The sequence below is a fragment of the Psychroflexus halocasei genome, from assembly GCF_900107595.1.
Taxonomy (GTDB): Bacteria; Bacteroidota; Bacteroidia; order Flavobacteriales; family Flavobacteriaceae; genus Psychroflexus; species Psychroflexus halocasei.
Genome location: NZ_FNQF01000003.1, coordinates 122,460 through 139,513, shown reverse-complemented (window position 1 = coordinate 139,513; position 17,054 = coordinate 122,460). Strand labels below are relative to the sequence as shown.

Below are 17,054 nucleotides of genomic sequence, written 5' to 3'. Positions count from 1 at the left end.
AGGCACAAAATGAAAAAAATATTAGTTGCAAATCGAGGTGAAATTGCATTGAGAATCATGAAGTCAATCAGAAAAATGGGCATCAAAAGTGTTGCTGTTTACTCTGAAGTTGACAGAAGTTCACCTCACGTTAAATACGCTGATGAAGCAATTTGTTTAGGTAAAGCTGCTTCAAATGAATCATATCTATTAGGTGATAAAATTATTGATGAAGCAAAAAAACTAAATGTTGATGCCATTCATCCTGGTTATGGTTTTTTAAGTGAAAATGCTGATTTTGCTGAAAAAGTAGAAAATAGTGGTTTGATTTTTATCGGACCAAAATCTCATGCTATCAAAGTTATGGGAGATAAACTTTCTGCAAAAGAAACTGTAAAATCCTATGGCATCCCAATGGTGCCAGGTATTGATGAAGCTATTACCGATGTTAATAAAGCAAAAGAAATTGCTGATAATATTGGTTATCCTATTTTAATTAAAGCTTCTGCTGGTGGTGGTGGTAAAGGAATGCGAGTTGTTGAGTCTGAAAAAGATCTCGAAAACCAAATGAAACGCGCTATTAGTGAAGCAGAATCTGCTTTTGGAAATGGTGCTGTTTTTATAGAAAAATATGTTGGTTCTCCGCGACACATCGAAATTCAAGTTTTAGCAGATACGCATGGACATGTCATTCATCTTTTTGAAAGAGAATGCTCTGTACAGCGTCGTCATCAGAAAGTTGTTGAAGAAGCACCTTCAGCTATTTTGACGCCAGAGTTAAGAGAAAAAATGGGAAAAGCTGCTGTTGATGTCGCTAAATCTTGCGACTATGTTGGCGCTGGAACAGTAGAATTTTTGATGGACGAGCAAATGAATTTTTACTTTTTAGAAATGAATACGCGTTTGCAAGTTGAGCATCCAGTCACTGAATTAATAACAGGTATTGATTTAGTTGAACAACAAATAAAAGTCGCACGTGGTGAAAAATTAAACATCAAACAAGAGGATTTGAAAATCAAAGGACATGCTATAGAATTACGTGTTTATGCTGAAGATCCAACTGATGATTTTATGCCAAGTGTTGGTTTATTAGAAAAATATAAAGCCCCAAAAGGTGAAGGTATTCGTGTTGATGATGGATTTGAAGAAGGCATGGAAGTCCCGATTTATTATGATCCAATGATTTCAAAATTAGTCACTTATGATGATAATCGTGAGGCTGCAATCCAGAAAATGATTTCGGCTATCGACGCTTACGAAGTTGAAGGTGTTGCGACAACATTGCCATTTGGTAAATTCGTGTGTCAGCATGAAGCCTTTAGATCTGGTCACTTTGATACACATTTTGTTAAACACCATTACACACCAGAAATTCTTGAAGAAGAACAAAAAGATGAAGCAAAATTAGCAGCAATGATTGCGTTAAGAGCTTATCTGAAAGATCAAAATCAATTACGAATTCCTGAAACTAAAGCAGAATAACATGAGTCAGAAAATAGATGAATTAAATCATAAAATAGAACAAGCTAAACTCGGTGGTGGTCAAAAAAGAATTGACAAGCAGCACGAGAAGAAAAAATTGACAGCGCGAGAGCGTGTTGAATATTTCTTAGATGAAGGTTCTTTTGAAGAAATCGGTATGTTTGTGACACACCGAACGACCGATTTTAACATGCAGGATCAAGTTTATTATGGAGATGGTGTTGTCACTGGTTTCGGAACTGTTGATGGGCGTTTAGTTTATGTTTACGCGCAAGATTTCACAGTTTTTGGTGGCGCTTTGTCTGAAACTCATGCTGAGAAAATCTGTAAAGTCATGGATCATGCGGTTAAAGTTGGTGCTCCAATTATCGGTTTAAACGATTCTGGTGGTGCGCGTATCCAGGAAGGCGTTAGGTCACTTGGGGGATATGCTGATATATTTTACAGAAATGTTCAAGCTTCAGGTGTTGTGCCTCAAATTTCAGCAATTATGGGGCCTTGTGCTGGTGGAGCTGTTTATTCTCCAGCCATGACAGACTTTACAATTATGGTCGAGAACACAAGTTATATGTTTGTGACTGGACCAAATGTCGTTAAAACGGTAACGAATGAGGAGGTAACAGCCGAAGAATTGGGTGGTGCAAGTGCGCATTCAACCAAATCTGGTGTGACACATTTAACTGCGCTTAATGATGTTGAATGTTTAGAAAACATCAAGACTTTATTGAGTTATATGCCTCAAAACAACCAGGAAAAACCTGAAAAATTAGAGTATCGTATTCAAGATGAAGTCAGAGAAACTTTAGAGGATATCGTTCCTGAAAATCCTAATAAACCTTATGACATGCATGAGGTGATCAACGGAATTATCGATGAAGATTCTTTCTTTGAAATTCATAAAGATTATGCTGACAATATCATTGTTGGTTTTTCAAGAATAGGTGGTCGTTCAGTTGGTGTTGTTGCGAATCAACCGATGAGTTTGGCTGGTGTACTTGATGTTGATGCTTCTAAAAAAGCAGCACGTTTTGTCAGATTTTGCGATGCTTTTAATATTCCTTTACTCGTTTTAGTTGATGTTCCTGGATTTTTGCCAGGAACAGATCAAGAGTGGAACGGAATTATTTTAAACGGAGCTAAGTTACTTTACGCATTAAGTGAAGCGACTGTGCCGCGTATTTCTGTAATTACGCGTAAAGCATACGGTGGCGCTTATGATGTGATGAACTCAAAACATATTGGCGCAGACTTAAACTATGCTTGGCCAACTTCTGAAATTGCTGTGATGGGTGCAAAAGGTGCGAGTGAAATTATCTTTAGAAAAGAAATACAAGCTGCTGAAGATCCCGAAATTAAGCTTTCTGAAAAAGAAAAAGAATATGCTGATGCTTTTGCCAATCCTTACAAAGCTGCTCAACGTGGTTTTGTTGATGAAGTGATTATGCCAAAATCAACACGTCGTAAATTAATTAAGGCTTTTGCGATGTTAGAAAATAAGGAAGTGCTGAGGCCAAACCGCAAGCATGGAAATATCCCGCTATAAATTCTAAGACTAAAAATCTAAAAAGCCCTTTTTCAAGGGCTTTTTTTAATATGCTTTTTTGATGCGATCCAGTCTTCGTTTAGTGTCACGTTCTTTAATCGATTCTCTTTTGTCGTAAAGTTTTTTACCCTTACAAAGTGCGATTTGTAGCTTCGCAAACCCTCTATCGTTGATAAAAAGTCTTAAAGGCACTATTGTCAATCCTGTATTGGTCACTTGTTTGTGAAGCTTCTTAAGTTCCCGCTTATTTAATAAGAGTTTCCTTGAGCTTTTAGGTTGATGGTTAAAATGTGAAGCATGCGAATATTGTTGAATATCCATATTAATAATGAAAAGTTCTCCTTTATCATTAAACTCGCAAAAGCTTTCAGCGATTGTCGCTTTACCTTCTCGAATAGATTTTATTTCTGTTCCAGCAAGCACAATTCCTGACGTGAATTTATCTAAAATCTCATAGTTAAATCTTGCTTTCTTATTCTGTATATTAATTTTATTTTTTGCCATATCTCTTTTTAACCGATCTCAAAAATAGGATTATATCTTGAAATATTTCTTAAATTTTTATTTAAACCCTTTGACTTTGTTTAAATATGATTTTATTTGGGTTAATCTCAAAATACGAAATGATGATGAAACAATTTTCTGCTGTCTTAATTTTTTTAATTCTTGTATTAGCATCTTGTCAATCTGAAAAAAAAGAAGAGAAACCTTCCAAATCTAAAGAATTAACAGCGCAAACTATCGTCGATAAAGCGATTGAATTTAGCGGGACTGATGCTTATAAAAATTCAAAAATAAGTTTTGATTTTAGAGATTTCCATCTTGAAAGTGAAGCCACTTGTAATGGGTTTAAATTTTCTAGAAAGAAAAATGACACCTTAGATGTTCTTCATAATTCTGATTTTAAACGGTCAGTATCTGGTAATGACATTAAAGTTGCAGACTCAACTGCTTTTAAATTTTCAGAATCAATTAATTCTGTTTTCTATTTTATGCAATTACCAATGCGATTAAACGATGGCGCGGTGATAAAAGAATTAAAAGAATCACAAACATTTGGAGATCAATCTTATCATGTTGTTGAGGTGAAATTTAAGAAAGAAGGTGGTGGTGTTGACCATGAGGATGTTTATATGTATTGGTTTAATAAAGATAATTTCGCAATGGATTATCTTGCATATAAATTCAAAGTCAATGATGGTGGAGTTCGTTTTAGAGCGGCTAAAAACCCTCAACTTATCAATGATGTGAGGTTTTTAGATTATGATAATTATAGACCTGAATCAAAAGATACAAGTTTAGAAAGTTTGCTTAAGTTATACAGTGAAGATAAACTTATCAAAGTTTCAGAAATTTTAAAAACAAATATTGAGGTTAATCGTTTAAAACTAGATTGTTAATTCTGTTATTTTTCTGATCTAAAAAGTATTTCATCTTGAATTTTAAGATCTTTAGTAATCACAACTTTAAAGACTTTATCGTGTACACTTTTATCGATATCATCATATTTTGAATATCCGAGAATTTCGTTGACAATTCTCGGGTTTGTGTTTGAATGTCCAACAATCAAATTGACTTTCCCATAAGTTTGTAGCCAAAAATATTTTGTGTAAATGCGTTCAGCATTAGAGTCATAATCTTTGATATTCAATTGTTTAAGCGAAGCAGTTGGGATTGCAGTTTGTGTAGTGCGCTTATATTGGCTGCTGAAAATTTGTTCAATATTCTTATCCTTAAAGTAATCAGCCCAATCATTAGCTCTTTTGATGCCTTGCTCTGTTAAAAATGGATCTTCATCCTTAGGGTCAGAAGTATTCTTTTCTGCGTGTCTAATAATGTAATAGATGGTTTCTTGTTTAGTTCTGTTTTTTGGAACTTCAAAAGGGAATTGAGCAACTTCTTTTTTAGTTACTTTTTCATCAGCACTTTCTTTCTTGTCTTTTTTACATGAAAAGCTGATAAGCGTGAGCAAACAAAGGAGTAATATTTTTTTCATAGGTTTAGTTTTAATAAAATAACCTGATTGATTTGATCAGAAAAACTACTAAAATTATCGTCCGACATTAAGAGCAAACTTTGTTGACCATTTGGTAATTTTGGACCAAATGTGATACCTTCAATGTTATCGATAATCTTATCAGTCAATTTATTTTTCACTGATTTAAAATCAAATATAAGTTTTTTATCAACCAGTTGAATTTCTTTTTTATATGTTTTTAAACTTTCAATGTCAAGAACATCAGTTGCTTGGGAAATATCAATCATGAAAATTCTGACGTTGTTTCCTTTATTCGCATGGCCAGCAGAATAAGCGCGTTCTAGAAATAAAAACTGATTTTCGTTAAGTTGAAGGATATCTGTAACGCCATTAACTTTAAATGGTAGAAAAGGGATTTTCGAAATCCTTCCTAAATCAACAGCAAATTGCTTGGTTATTTTTTCTTTTTCTAAATCAAAATAATTCATTCTGATAGGTGAGTAGCTGTTAAATAAACCAGGTTCTCGGCCATCACTTTTTAGAGGTAATTCATTGACAAACCAAAATCCTTCATGACTTAAATCTGTGCTAAGACCTTCAAAAAGTCCATTATTTCTAGAGTTTTCAATTGTGAAGTGATTCAGTGAATTATAGATATTTTCAATTTTAAAATCAGCATCTAAAACCATGATAAAACCTTCTTTATCTTCGGAAATTCTCCCTTCACTTCCTATGTAATAAACATTATTTACTTGATCATATCTCATACTTTCCAAGTCAAAAGCTTTGTCTTGATGCTCTTCTGGAATTTCAATTTCAATTTTTTCTAAAATTTCAAAAGAAGAAATCTGATCTTGATTTATCTTTATTTCAGCTTTATAAATACGCGGATTAGACGGCGCATCACATACCATAATGTAAGAGTCGTCTCTTAAATATTCAATACTGGAGATTCCACCGAAATCAGGAAATTTTTCAATTTCTGATTCAAAAACAGTTGTTTCATCAATAAAACTGATGATGTCGTTGTTTTGTTCTTTAACGCGGTATGATTGACACCCGACAAGGCTTATAAAGAAAAGTAATAATAATGCTTTTGAGTAAAAATGAGTCATAAAAAAAGGCTGCAATAATTTGCAGCCAATTTAAGATATTCTGTCAGAATACAATTTAATTGTCAAGAACTTCTACCAATTTAACTTTAAAGTAAAGTGTTGCATCTGCTGGAATTGGGCCTCGTTGTCTGCCACCATAAGCTAAGTCAGAAGGAATTAATAAATGTGCTGTTTCTCCTTCCTTAAGAAGTTCAACGCCTTCATCCCAACCTTTAATGACTTGGCCAGTTCCTAAACGAAAAGAAATTGGTTGTCCACGATCAAATGAAGAGTCAAACTTAGTTCCATCAGTTAAATAACCGGCGTAGTGAACTCTCACTGTTTTGCTAGCTTCAGCTTGTTTGCCTTCTGGATTTTTTTCTTCGATGTAGTACATCAATCCACTTTCAGCAGTTTCCATTTTAGCTTTCATTTCTTCAATTGTTTTCACAACTTCTGCTTTTTCAGCTTCTTTTTCTTTTTTAATAGCTTCAAGTCCACCTTTGTAAGCTTGCGGCGCATCAAAGTTTTTAGCCTCTTTTCCAACACGAATGATTTCAACTTTGTTCATCACCACATCGTTAACAGGCTTGTCGCCAGGTTTTGTTGTCTCAACTTTTCCAATTGAATCAACAACTTTTTCTCCTTGAGCAATTTCTCCAAATATGGAGTGTCTTCCATCAAGATGTTTTGTTGGTGCAACTGTTATAAAAAACTGACTTCCATTTGTATTTGGTCCAGAATTGGCCATAGAAATCACGCCTTTATCATGCGTTAAACTTGAGTCAAACTCATCGTTAAATTTGTAGCCAGCGCTTCCTTGTCCCGTTCCTTGTGGATCACCTCCTTGGATCATAAATCCGTCGATAATTCTATGGAACTTCAAACCATCATAAAAAGGTTTTCCTTTAAATTCATCATCAGCATCTGGATGATTCCCTTCTGCTAAAGCGACAAAGTTACCTACGGTAATAGGTTTTTTGTCATGGTATAATTTTAATAAGAATTCACCATGATTAGTGTCAAATTTCGCATATAATCCGTCTTCTAAATCAGGATATTCATTGCATGATGTGAATGCAAAAACCAACATCAATAATGGAAGTAATTTCATTTTTTTAAGGTGTGTCATCTTTTGTGATTTTATTAAGTGTTACAATTGATTTTATAGGAACGTTTCTTCCGATTTTTTGCTGATCGCCGTAGTAACCATAGACTTTGTGTGATGGAAAATAAAAGGTTACAGTTTCATTTATTTTCATTAATTTAAGACCTTGTCGCAAACCAGAAAAAATATTTTCTTTATCGATAATTAAGGCGCGCTCGCCTAACTCGGCACGGCTGTAAATTGTGTCATTTTTTAAACTTAAAATGCTGTAGTTAAACTCAACTTCATCACCGATGTCTGGCGTGATACTGTCTTTAGAATTGGAGACATTATATGCGTACCAAAATCCATTTTTTGATGAAAAATATTGTTTTGTCGTATCTGCATCAATTATTTTTTTGATTAATTCTTCTTCTTTTTTAACAATGGCTTTGTTGCGTTTTATCGATTGTTGAATAAAAGAATCAGATTTGGTTGTTACAGGTTTACGAGGCTCTGGCGATGTTTTGCAAGAACTAAACATAAGACCTACAAAAACTAAACTCAAAATTGTTTTAGTTTTAAAATTCATCAGTTAAGATTTTTTCAAATTTAGTGATTGTTTCTGACATGGAAAGTTCACTTCTTCCTCCCGCTGCATTTTGGTGACCACCACCGTTAAAATACTTTCTAGCAAGTGTATTTACATCAATATCACCGATGGATCTCAGAGAAATTTTGATAATTCCTTCAGATTTATTTTCAATAAAAATAACTGCCAAATTAATTCCTTTTAGAGAAAGCGCATAATTGACAAAACCTTCAGTATCACCTTTTTTAAAATCATTTAAGTCTAATTCCTCTTGAGATAAAGTAATATAGGCTGCATTTTTTTCGGCGATAACTTTTAAATTGTTCATGGCAATTCCCATGAGTTGCAAACGACTTAAACTGTTATTATCAAAAGTGTTTTGATGGATTTTAGAATTTTCGACACCAAGATCAATTAAATCTGCAATAATACGATGCGTTTGACTACTTGTACTCGAAAATTTGAAAGATCCTGTATCTGTCATAATACCAGTATAGATGCACTCACCAACTTCTTTGGTTAGAAATTTCTCATAACCTAAATGCTGAATCGTTAAATAAATCATTTCGCAAGTTGAACCTATCGAGGTGTCACTGAAAGAAAATTTAGCATAATCATCAGGTTGTTGGTGATGATCAATCATCACGAAATCTGCTTTTGATTGCTCCAGCTCTTGAGACATTTCTCCAGTTCTCCCAAAACTATTAAAGTCTAATGTGAAAATGAGATCAGCATTATTAATCGATTTTTTTGCTTCACTATTGTTTTGATCAAAAAATAGAATTTGTTCTTGTTTTGGTAACCACTCCAAAAATTCTGGAAATCTATTCGGCAAAACGACTTGAATATTTTTATTATTAAAGACTTCTTTTAGAAGTAGGCTAAGTCCTAAAGATGAGCCAACAGCATCACCATCGGGATTTTTATGAGCAACAATAACTATGTTTTTACTCTTTTCAAGAGTTGACTTTAAGCCGTTCAGTTCAAAAATTTTCATAGTTTCAAATGTAATAAAAACATCACATAGCTTTATGATATTATTGTATTTTTACTAAAAATTATCTATCATGAAAAAAATTATATTTTTAAGTCTTTCACTCATATTTCTTTCTTGTAAAACCACACAAAAACCAAGTGAAGATGAGTCCTTTAAAATTGCTTTTGGAAGTTGTAATTTACAAGACAAAGATCAAAGTTATTGGGAGTTCATTGGTTCTGAAAATCCTGATATTTTTATTTGGGGAGGTGATAACATTTACGCTGATACAAAAGACATGGTTGAGATGGAGCGCATGTATAATCAGCAAAAAACGAATGCGTATTATCAGAAATTTATTTACCAAATTGACAATAAAGTTTATGGAACATGGGATGATCATGATTATGGGCTGAATGATGGTGGAGTCAATTGGGAATATAAAGATGAGAGTCAACAACTGCTTCTTGATTTTCTTGATGTAAAAGACTTAGAAAGAAGAAATCGTAAAGGTGTTTACAGCAGTGAAACCTTCAAAGTTAAAGATCATAAGATTAAAGTGATTATTTTAGATACGCGATATTTCAGATCAGATTTACAAAAGTCTTCGAATCAATCCAAACGTTATAAGGCTTCTCAAGATGCTGAACTGACTTTATTAGGAGAAAAACAATGGAAATGGTTGGATGAAGAGTTGAATGAAAGCAATGCAGATTATCATTTAATTGTTTCGAGTATTCAAGTGCTTTCTCATCAACATGGTTTTGAAACATGGGGAAATTTTCCTACAGAGGTTAAAAAATTAGAAAATTTATTGGTGAAGCATCAAGTAAAAAACCCTCTTATTTTAAGTGGAGATAGACATATTTCGGAATTTTCTCAAAAAGAAATTGACGGTTTAGATGTGCCTTTAACCGATTTTACATCTAGCGGTTTAACACATGCTTATACTAGCTTTTCTGGTGAAGAGAATCAGTATAGAGTGGGGAAGGTTGTTCCAAAAATAAGTTATGGATTGATCGAATTTGATTTTGAAAAGAATCAACTTTTACTGGAAATTAAATCAACAAAAAATAACAAGCAACTGCAAAAACTTGTTTTACAAATGAAATGATTTTTGAAACTTATTGAGAAGCTTTGAAATAACTTTTAAATACTTACTTTTGCAGAAAATATAACAATTATGTCAGGACATAAAACATTTACAATGTTAAAGCCAGATGCTGTTGAAAATGGACACATCGGTGCTATCTTAAATCAAATTACATCTTCAGGATTTAAAATCTCTGCAATGAAATTAACGCAGATGACTCAAGCTGATGCTGAGGAGTTTTACGCAATTCATAAAGAAAGACCATTTTTTGGAGAGCTTGTTGAGTTTATGACAAGAGGACCAATTGTGGCTGCAATCTTAGAAAAAGAAAATGCTGTTGAAGACTTTAGAGCTCTTATTGGTGCGACTAATCCAGAGGATGCTGCTGAAGGAACAATCAGAAAAAAATATGCTGCATCAGTTGGTGAAAACGCTGTACACGGCAGTGATAGCGATGAAAACGCAGAAATAGAAGCTGCTTTTCATTTTTCTGGAAGAGAGACTTTCTAAATCGACTTCAGTTGAAAACAATAAAAAAAGGCAAGATTTTAAATCTTGCCTTTTTTGTTTTGAAAATATATTTTCTTAAAGTCCGAACTCTACTCCTAAAGTAATTGAATCAAAAGAACCACCGTCTAAGCTTACTCCTTTATAAGCTAAAACAATATCAATTGCTTCAGAGATACCGTATTGAACTTTTGGTGCATAATAAAAACCACCATCATTTCCATCAGGACTTACACCGATCCCGTAACCTAAATCAGCTCCAATTGTAAATGCTTCTGAAGCATTAAAACGAGCAGATGCAGCAACTGGGATAAAACTAAAGTCATCGATATCTATAGATCCTAATCCAGGGATATCCATACTATCTCCAAAATAATGATGATAACCAACCGTAGCACCAACGTCAAATTGTTCTGATACTTCTGCTAAATAGTTTGCTTCAATATTCAAACCAAATGTAGTAAGGTCACCAGCATCACCTAAAGGTAAGGCTGCACTAGCACCGATGTTGAATTCTTGAGCGAATATCGAAGATGTGCTGACAATTAAGAAAGCACCTAAAAGTAATAATTTTTTCATGTTAAATAATTTATGATTATGTTAACAAATATAACTTCTGTATAGATTACTTTATTATGTTTAACACTTTGTTAACATCTTACTTTGCAACATTAATGGCACGTGTTTCTCTTATAACAGTAACTTTTACTTGTCCAGGATAAGTCATATCTGTTTGGATTTTCTGAGAAATTTCAAATGATAAGCTACTCGCTTTGTCATCATTTACTTTTTCGCTTTCAACAATGACACGAAGCTCACGTCCTGCTTGAATTGCATAAGCCTTTTTAACACCACCAAAGCCAAAAGCAATGTCTTCAAGGTCTTTTAATCTTTTGACGTATGAGTCTAATACTTGGCGTCTTGCTCCTGGTCTTGCACCGCTAATTGCGTCACAAACTTGAACGATAGGCGAGAGTAGTGAAGTCATTTCAATTTCATCATGGTGAGCACCAATTGCATTACAAACTTCTTCTTTTTCATTAAATTTTTCAGCCCACTGCATTCCTAATAAAGCGTGTGGTAATTCAGTTTCAGTATCTGGTACTTTTCCAATATCATGTAAAAGTCCTGCACGTTTTGCAAGCTTAGGATTCAAGCCTAATTCAGAAGCCATTATACCACAAAGCTTAGCGACTTCTCTGGAGTGTTGTAGTAAGTTTTGACCGTAAGAAGATCTATATTTCATACGTCCAACCATTCTGACAAGTTCTGGGTGCAAGCCATGAATACCTAAGTCAATAATGGTGCGTTTACCAATATCGGTAATTTCTTCGTCGATTTGTTTTTTTGTTTTCTTAACAACTTCTTCAATTCTTGCTGGGTGAATTCGGCCGTCCGTTACGAGTCTGTGTAGAGATAGTCTTGCGACTTCTCTTCTAACAGAATCAAAGCATGACAAGATGATTGCCTCAGGCGTGTCATCAACAATGATTTCTACACCAGTTGCGGATTCAATTGCACGAATGTTTCGACCTTCGCGACCGATAATTCGGCCTTTGACATCATCGCTTTCAAGATTAAATACTGAAACGCAATTATCTATCGCTTCTTCAGTTCCGACACGCTGAATGGTGTTGATGATAATTTTACGTGCTTCTTGTTGAGCCGTTAATTTCGCTTCCTCAACAGTATCTTGAATTAATGACATTGCTTCTGATTTCGCACTTTCTTTAAGCGTTTCCATCAACTGCTCTTTGGCTTCTTCTTCGCTCATGCCACTTAGCTGTTCAAGTCTTTCAATTTTTTGGTTTAAGATTTTGTCAATTTCTTCTTGTCTTTTTTCAAGATATTCGTTGCGATGATCGTAATCTTTCACCTTTGATTCGAGCTTGCCGTTTAATTTCTTGTTTTTAGAAAGTTCACTAGAAACTTGTGCTTCTTTATCTTTAGTTCTTTTTTCAGCATCTGCAATCTTCTTGTCACGAGACATGATTGTTTTTTCGTGCTCAGTTTTAAGCTCAATGAACTTCTCTTTAGCTTGAAGAATTTTATCTTTTTTAATGCTCTCGCCTTCTTTTTTTGCCTCTTTAATAATGCTGTCAGCTTCTTTTTTAGCTGAATTTAGAATACCATCAGAGCTTTTCTTTTCTAAATTTTTAGCAACAATATAGCCGACGGCAAGACCTATTAGGGTTGCTGCGACTGCGACGATGATTGTTATTGTTTCCATATGTTTGTTTATATAAATAAAAAAAGCCTGCATTAGTTGTTTTTTGTATAAAACTCCGTTTATAACAGGTTTAGGGCTGCTTAACTGATCAAGGATCCGCTTCACAAAAAGTGGCGGCTTGCTTTTACAACTAAAACTACACCCTTCTTAATGAATAAGTGTTGAGTTTATCAAAATCTAACGACTAATACAGGCAGTATTGTATTATCTTAATATGTAAAGAACGTTTATATTTTACTTCAATTGTTTATTGACTAATCTTTCTAACTCTTCAAGTTTAAAACTTGCTTTTTCTATATCCTGCGAACCACTGATTTTACTTTGTTCAGTTTCTGCAGCAAATTGGAGTGCACTCATTGCCAATACATCTTGTTTATCTCGCACTGCATAATTTTGCTCAAAACTTTTTATAGTTTCTTCAATTTTTTTTGCAGCTTTTCGTAAGCCTTCTTCTTGTTCTGGCCTTATGGACAACGGATAGACTCGATCTGCAATTGAGATTTTAATTTTGAGCTTTTCTGTTGCCATTAAACAAATTTAAATTAATCTGCGAGTTGTACGACACACTCGTCAATTTCTTTAATTAAACGATTTATTTTGAGCTTTGTTTCTCTCTTATAGTCTTTACTGCCTAACAGTGCATTCGCCGTTTTGAGATTTTTATTCTCAAGTTGAAGCTTTTCAATTTTTTGGTTTAAAGAATTGATTTGATCATCTTTATTGATAATTTTTTTTTCTAAACCTTGATTTTCTTTTTGTAAATCTTGTTGTTTTAAAACTAGCTTTTTTGTTGCTAATTCAAGCTTTTCAACTATTTGAACTAATTTTCCCATCAACTTTATTACAAATGCACATCAAGGCAAATTTAATATCATTAATTGAATATCACAATACTTTTACGGCTTAATGTTGGTTTCATTTTTTTAAGCTTGTTTAAATCTAGCTTTTGAAGTCACTTCAGTATTTAATTTTACTTTTGCTGAAACTAAAGATGATGATGACTTCAGATTTTATTTTTTATCTAATTGTTGGTCTTATTTTAGCCGACTTTCTCTTTGATTTATATGTTTCCTTGCTTAATGCAAAACATTTTAATGATCCTGTACCAGAGATTTTGTCTGATGTTTATGATGATAAAGAATATGAAAAATCACAAGCTTACAAACGTCAACAGCTTTATTTTGGCTTAATCAATTCAGGTTTTAGTCTGTTGCTAATTTTGAGTTTTATTTTTTTAAACGGTTTTGAGTGGCTTCATCATTTTTCGTCATCACAGTTTAATCACCCGATTTTAATCAGTTTAGTTTTTTTTGGTGTTCTTTTCGGTGCGTCTTTCATCATTAATTTACCTTTTAGTTATTATCAAACATTTGTTATTGAGGAAAAATTTGGTTTTAACCGAAGCACAAAAAAGGTTTTTTGGCTTGACCAGCTTAAAAGTATTGCTTTAACAATTATTGTAGGAGGTTTGGTTTTGGCGCTCATCAATTGGTTTTATCTCTTATTAGCTGATAACTTCTGGTGGCTGGCTTGGCTTTTTACTGCAGTTATCATTGTATTTATGAATTTGTTTTATTCAAAATTGATCGTTCCTATTTTCAATAAATTAAAGCCATTAGAAGAAGGTGATTTAAGGCATAAAATTGAAGTATATGCTGAAAAAGAAGATTTTAATCTCGACAAAATTAATGTCATTGATGGTTCTAAAAGAAGCTCAAAGGCCAATGCTTATTTTTCAGGTTTTGGTTCTCAAAAACAAGTGACGCTTTACGATACGTTAATTGAAAAATTGACACCTGACGAGGTTGTCGCCGTGTTAGCTCATGAAGTCGGCCATTACAAGAAAAAGCACATCATTTTTAATTTAATGATGGCATTGATTACAACAGGCTTGACTTTCTATATTCTGTCTTTTTTTATCATTTCACCTATAATCAGTCAAGCATTAGGTGTTGAAGAACCTAATTTTCACATAGGTTTGATCGCTTTTAGCTTTATTTACGCACCTGTCAATACTATTTTAGGAATTTTGAGAAATATTATTTCTCGTAAATTTGAATATCAAGCTGATAATTTTGCTAAAGAAACTTTTTCAGGAACTCATTTAATGAATGCTTTAAAAAAATTATCACGCGATAGCTTATCTAATTTGACACCCCATTCTTTAAATGTGTTTTTAAATTATTCGCATCCAAGTTTACTTCAAAGGTTTAGGAATTTACGACAGAATGTTTAAATTTAACGGCAGCTAGAGATATTGATATATGGAATTAACCGAGGAGTATTTAGAACAGGAAAAAAAAGCAATCGCACAAGAATATAAAGAACTGCTGCGAATTAGCTACAGAAGCCTAACGGATGAAGATAAAGTGATGATCAGAAAAGCTTTTGAAACTGCCGTTGAAGCACATAAAGAGCAAAGACGAAAATCTGGTGAGGCTTATATTTTTCATCCTATTGCTGTTGCCAAAATTGTAGCTTCGGAAATAGGCTTAGATGCCACTTCAATTACCGCAGCTTTATTGCATGATGTTGTTGAAGATACCGAATACACACTTTCCGATATCGAACAAATGTTTGGCGAAACGGTCGCGCGCATTGTTGATGGTTTAACTAAAATTTCAACATTAAAAAGCGATGGTGATATTTCACTTCAAGCAGAAAACTTCAGAAAGATGCTGCTGACTTTGAATGATGATATCCGTGTGATTATTATCAAAATAGCCGATCGTCTGCATAATATGCAAACCATGGATGCGATGCGTCCTGATAAACAGGTCAAAATAGCTTCAGAAACGCTTTACATTTATGCACCTCTTGCACATCGTATTGGTCTTTATAATATTAAAACAGAGCTTGAAGATCTTAGTTTAAAATACACTGAACCAGAGGTTTATCATGATATTTTAAGTAAGATAAAAGATAGCAAAGAAGATATAGAATCATACATCCAAAGCTTTTCAGGCCAAATCAAGCAAGCTTTAGATCAAGAAAATATTGCGTGTGAAATTAAAGGGAGGCATAAATCAATATTTTCTATACGTAAAAAAATTAAAGCTCAAAACATCAGCTTTGATGAAGTTTATGACAAGTTTGCAATTCGTATTATTTATGAGTCTACGCCAGAGGATGAGAAGTTTTTAGCTTGGAAAATTTATTCAATTGTCACTGATTTTTACCGACCTAATCCGACGCGTTTACGTGATTGGATTTCAGCTCCAAAGTCCACAGGTTACGAAGCTTTACATATTACTGTTATGGGCCCAGAAGGCCGCTGGATTGAAGTACAAATTAGAAGTGCTCGCATGAATGAAATTGCCGAGAAAGGTTACGCAGCACATTATAAATATAAACATGGCGATCAAGATGTTGAAGAGCAAGGTCTTGATATTTGGCTTAATAGATTACAAGATGCCTTAGAAAACAACGAACTGAATGCGGTTGATTTTGTTGAGCAATTTAAGCTGAATCTTTATGCAAAAGAAATATTTGTTTTTACACCTCAAGGTGATTTAAAATCTTTACCGAAAGGAGCGACTGCGTTAGATTTTGCCTTTACAATTCACACAGATGTTGGTATGCAAACGCGTGGAGCTAAGGTCAATGGTAAAATTGTTCCGTTAAGTAAGGTGTTAAAATCTGGGAACCAAGTTGAAATAATCACATCTTCAAATGCTAAGCCCAACAAAAACTGGCTTGACTTTACAAATACTGCCAAAGCGAGGTCTAAAATTAAATCAGCTTTAAATGCAACTAAAAAACAAGTTGCTGAAGATGGAAAAGAAATTTTAAAAAGAAAATTAAAATCTCAAAAGATTGACCTTAATGAAAAGAATGTCAATGAGATGGTTAACTTTTTTAAATTAAAAACCAGTCAAGATCTCTTTTATCGCGTAGGAATTGGAACGATTGATAATGTTGCTATTAAAGATTATGCGTCATCGAAAAGCAATGCTTTTGTTTCATTCTTTAAAAATAAAATGCGACGTCCAAGTAAAACTCAAGTGAAAGATACTTCGGATGAAATCACTGAGAAGTATGATCAGTTGGTTATTGGAGATGATGAACAAAAACTAGATTATACTTTAGCTAATTGCTGTCATCCCATTCCTGGTGATAGTGTTTTCGCGTTTACAACTGCTTCAGGAGAAATAAAAATTCACAAAAAAAATTGTCCTAATGCAATACAGCTTCAAAGTAACTATGCTTACAGAATACTAAAAGCAAGATGGATAGATTCTTCGCAAGAAGAATTTACAGCCAATATTAAATTAACTGGTATTGATGGCTTGGGCTTATTGAGTGAGATTACAGCAGAAATCTCTAAAAACATGACGATTAATATGCAAAGCATCAGTTTTAAAAGTAATGATGGTGTTTTTGAAGGTAAAATAGTTGTTAAGGTGAAAAATAATGCTGAAGTTAATAAGATCTTAAATCGCCTTAAAAAAATAGAAGGAATTGATAAGGCTTTTAGAGAATAAAAAACTTAA

17 protein-coding genes and 1 other RNA gene are annotated in these 17,054 nt (G+C 33.5%); 7 read left to right on the top strand and 11 right to left on the bottom strand.

Annotation, left to right across the window (positions count from 1 at the left end; translation table 11 throughout):
• The first annotated feature begins 9 nt into the window (after positions 1-9).
• Together accC and BLV84_RS04750 are read left to right on the top strand one after the other, a co-directional pair.
• A complete protein-coding gene (gene accC / locus BLV84_RS04755; protein ID WP_093240591.1) occupies positions 10-1,461 on the top strand; it encodes an acetyl-CoA carboxylase biotin carboxylase subunit in 1,452 nt (483 codons plus the stop codon).
• Position 1,462: 1 nt separating this feature from the next.
• The gene (locus tag BLV84_RS04750; protein WP_093240589.1) at positions 1,463-3,004 is read left to right on the top strand and encodes an acyl-CoA carboxylase subunit beta; all 1,542 of its coding nucleotides are present in this window, start codon (positions 1,463-1,465) and stop codon (positions 3,002-3,004) included.
• Between the two features lie 45 nt (positions 3,005-3,049).
• Here BLV84_RS04750 and smpB read toward each other — a convergent pair whose 3' ends face one another.
• Positions 3,050-3,508 carry an SsrA-binding protein SmpB gene (gene smpB / locus BLV84_RS04745; protein WP_093240586.1) on the bottom strand — a complete coding sequence of 153 codons (459 nt, stop codon included), beginning with the start codon at positions 3,506-3,508 and terminating at the stop codon, positions 3,050-3,052.
• A 122-nt stretch (positions 3,509-3,630) separates the two neighbouring features.
• On the opposite strand from smpB, the gene BLV84_RS04740 reads away from it, so the two are divergent.
• Positions 3,631-4,404: a DUF6503 family protein gene (locus BLV84_RS04740; protein WP_159429391.1), complete on the top strand. Its 774-nt coding sequence runs from the start codon at positions 3,631-3,633 to the stop codon at positions 4,402-4,404.
• A gap of 5 nt (positions 4,405-4,409) precedes the next feature.
• Here the strand turns inward: BLV84_RS04740 and BLV84_RS04735 are convergent, their stop codons facing one another.
• From BLV84_RS04735 to BLV84_RS04715, 5 genes are read right to left on the bottom strand one after another with little or no spacing between them, the layout of a single operon-like run.
• Positions 4,410-5,000: a SixA phosphatase family protein gene (locus BLV84_RS04735; RefSeq protein WP_093240579.1), complete on the bottom strand. Its 591-nt coding sequence runs from the start codon at positions 4,998-5,000 to the stop codon at positions 4,410-4,412.
• Positions 4,997-6,097, bottom strand: a complete 1,101-nt coding sequence (locus BLV84_RS04730; RefSeq protein ID WP_093240575.1) for an esterase-like activity of phytase family protein — start codon at positions 6,095-6,097, stop codon at positions 4,997-4,999. The genes BLV84_RS04735 and BLV84_RS04730 overlap by 4 nt, the downstream gene beginning before the upstream one ends.
• Before the next feature lie 55 nt (positions 6,098-6,152).
• Complete coding sequence (locus BLV84_RS04725; RefSeq protein WP_093240570.1) at positions 6,153-7,208, bottom strand: peptidylprolyl isomerase; 1,056 nt, start codon at positions 7,206-7,208, stop codon at positions 6,153-6,155.
• Positions 7,195-7,755: a gliding motility-associated peptidyl-prolyl isomerase GldI gene (gene gldI, locus BLV84_RS04720; RefSeq protein WP_093240566.1), complete on the bottom strand. Its 561-nt coding sequence runs from the start codon at positions 7,753-7,755 to the stop codon at positions 7,195-7,197. The genes BLV84_RS04725 and gldI overlap by 14 nt, the downstream gene beginning before the upstream one ends.
• On the bottom strand, positions 7,745-8,752 hold the full coding sequence (locus tag BLV84_RS04715) for a DHH family phosphoesterase (RefSeq protein ID WP_093240562.1): 1,008 nt from the start codon (positions 8,750-8,752) through the stop codon (positions 7,745-7,747). Before BLV84_RS04715 ends, gldI begins: the two co-directional genes overlap by 11 nt.
• Positions 8,753-8,822: 70 nt before the next feature.
• Here BLV84_RS04715 and BLV84_RS04710 point away from each other — a divergent pair, with 70 nt between their 5' ends.
• Positions 8,823-9,845: an alkaline phosphatase D family protein gene (locus BLV84_RS04710; RefSeq protein ID WP_093240557.1), complete on the top strand. Its 1,023-nt coding sequence runs from the start codon at positions 8,823-8,825 to the stop codon at positions 9,843-9,845.
• Between the two features lie 69 nt (positions 9,846-9,914).
• Positions 9,915-10,334, top strand: coding sequence for a nucleoside-diphosphate kinase (locus BLV84_RS04705; protein ID WP_093240553.1), 420 nt, complete (start codon positions 9,915-9,917; stop codon positions 10,332-10,334).
• A 75-nt stretch (positions 10,335-10,409) separates the two neighbouring features.
• On the opposite strand, the gene BLV84_RS04700 is transcribed toward BLV84_RS04705, so the two are convergent.
• From BLV84_RS04700 to BLV84_RS04680, 5 genes are all read right to left on the bottom strand, one after another.
• On the bottom strand, positions 10,410-10,910 hold the full coding sequence (locus tag BLV84_RS04700; protein ID WP_093240549.1) for an outer membrane beta-barrel protein: 501 nt from the start codon (positions 10,908-10,910) through the stop codon (positions 10,410-10,412).
• A 79-nt stretch (positions 10,911-10,989) separates the two neighbouring features.
• The gene (gene rny, locus BLV84_RS04695) at positions 10,990-12,561 is read right to left on the bottom strand and encodes a ribonuclease Y (protein ID WP_093240546.1); all 1,572 of its coding nucleotides are present in this window, start codon (positions 12,559-12,561) and stop codon (positions 10,990-10,992) included.
• 50 nt (positions 12,562-12,611) lie between these two features.
• Positions 12,612-12,728, bottom strand: a non-coding RNA gene (gene ssrS, locus BLV84_RS04690) — 6S RNA.
• A gap of 67 nt (positions 12,729-12,795) precedes the next feature.
• A complete protein-coding gene (locus tag BLV84_RS04685; protein WP_093240543.1) occupies positions 12,796-13,089 on the bottom strand; it encodes a cell division protein ZapA in 294 nt (97 codons plus the stop codon).
• A 14-nt stretch (positions 13,090-13,103) separates the two neighbouring features.
• Positions 13,104-13,394, bottom strand: a complete 291-nt coding sequence (locus tag BLV84_RS04680; RefSeq protein WP_093240540.1) for a hypothetical protein — start codon at positions 13,392-13,394, stop codon at positions 13,104-13,106.
• Between the two features lie 161 nt (positions 13,395-13,555).
• Here BLV84_RS04680 and BLV84_RS04675 point away from each other — a divergent pair, with 161 nt between their 5' ends.
• A complete protein-coding gene (locus tag BLV84_RS04675; RefSeq protein ID WP_317041005.1) occupies positions 13,556-14,797 on the top strand; it encodes a M48 family metallopeptidase in 1,242 nt (413 codons plus the stop codon).
• Between the two features lie 28 nt (positions 14,798-14,825).
• Positions 14,826-17,045, top strand: a complete 2,220-nt coding sequence (locus BLV84_RS04670; RefSeq protein WP_093240536.1) for a RelA/SpoT family protein — start codon at positions 14,826-14,828, stop codon at positions 17,043-17,045.
• The last annotated feature ends 9 nt before the right edge of the window (positions 17,046-17,054 follow it).

What these genes read in the sequence shown, in the direction of transcription:
- accC (WP_093240591.1), top strand. Translation starts at nt 10, where the DNA reads ATGAAAAAAATATTAGTTGCAAATCGAGGTGAAATTGCATTGAGAATC.
- BLV84_RS04750 (WP_093240589.1), top strand. Translation starts at nt 1,463, where the DNA reads ATGAGTCAGAAAATAGATGAATTAAATCATAAAATAGAACAAGCTAAA.
- smpB (WP_093240586.1), bottom strand. Translation starts at nt 3,508, where the DNA reads ATGGCAAAAAATAAAATTAATATACAGAATAAGAAAGCAAGATTTAAC.
- BLV84_RS04740 (WP_159429391.1), top strand. Translation starts at nt 3,631, where the DNA reads ATGATGAAACAATTTTCTGCTGTCTTAATTTTTTTAATTCTTGTATTA.
- BLV84_RS04735 (WP_093240579.1), bottom strand. Translation starts at nt 5,000, where the DNA reads ATGAAAAAAATATTACTCCTTTGTTTGCTCACGCTTATCAGCTTTTCA.
- BLV84_RS04730 (WP_093240575.1), bottom strand. Translation starts at nt 6,097, where the DNA reads ATGACTCATTTTTACTCAAAAGCATTATTATTACTTTTCTTTATAAGC.
- BLV84_RS04725 (WP_093240570.1), bottom strand. Translation starts at nt 7,208, where the DNA reads ATGACACACCTTAAAAAAATGAAATTACTTCCATTATTGATGTTGGTT.
- gldI (WP_093240566.1), bottom strand. Translation starts at nt 7,755, where the DNA reads ATGAATTTTAAAACTAAAACAATTTTGAGTTTAGTTTTTGTAGGTCTT.
- BLV84_RS04715 (WP_093240562.1), bottom strand. Translation starts at nt 8,752, where the DNA reads ATGAAAATTTTTGAACTGAACGGCTTAAAGTCAACTCTTGAAAAGAGT.
- BLV84_RS04710 (WP_093240557.1), top strand. Translation starts at nt 8,823, where the DNA reads ATGAAAAAAATTATATTTTTAAGTCTTTCACTCATATTTCTTTCTTGT.
- BLV84_RS04705 (WP_093240553.1), top strand. Translation starts at nt 9,915, where the DNA reads ATGTCAGGACATAAAACATTTACAATGTTAAAGCCAGATGCTGTTGAA.
- BLV84_RS04700 (WP_093240549.1), bottom strand. Translation starts at nt 10,910, where the DNA reads ATGAAAAAATTATTACTTTTAGGTGCTTTCTTAATTGTCAGCACATCT.
- rny (WP_093240546.1), bottom strand. Translation starts at nt 12,561, where the DNA reads ATGGAAACAATAACAATCATCGTCGCAGTCGCAGCAACCCTAATAGGT.
- BLV84_RS04685 (WP_093240543.1), bottom strand. Translation starts at nt 13,089, where the DNA reads ATGGCAACAGAAAAGCTCAAAATTAAAATCTCAATTGCAGATCGAGTC.
- BLV84_RS04680 (WP_093240540.1), bottom strand. Translation starts at nt 13,394, where the DNA reads ATGGGAAAATTAGTTCAAATAGTTGAAAAGCTTGAATTAGCAACAAAA.
- BLV84_RS04675 (WP_317041005.1), top strand. Translation starts at nt 13,556, where the DNA reads ATGATGACTTCAGATTTTATTTTTTATCTAATTGTTGGTCTTATTTTA.
- BLV84_RS04670 (WP_093240536.1), top strand. Translation starts at nt 14,826, where the DNA reads ATGGAATTAACCGAGGAGTATTTAGAACAGGAAAAAAAAGCAATCGCA.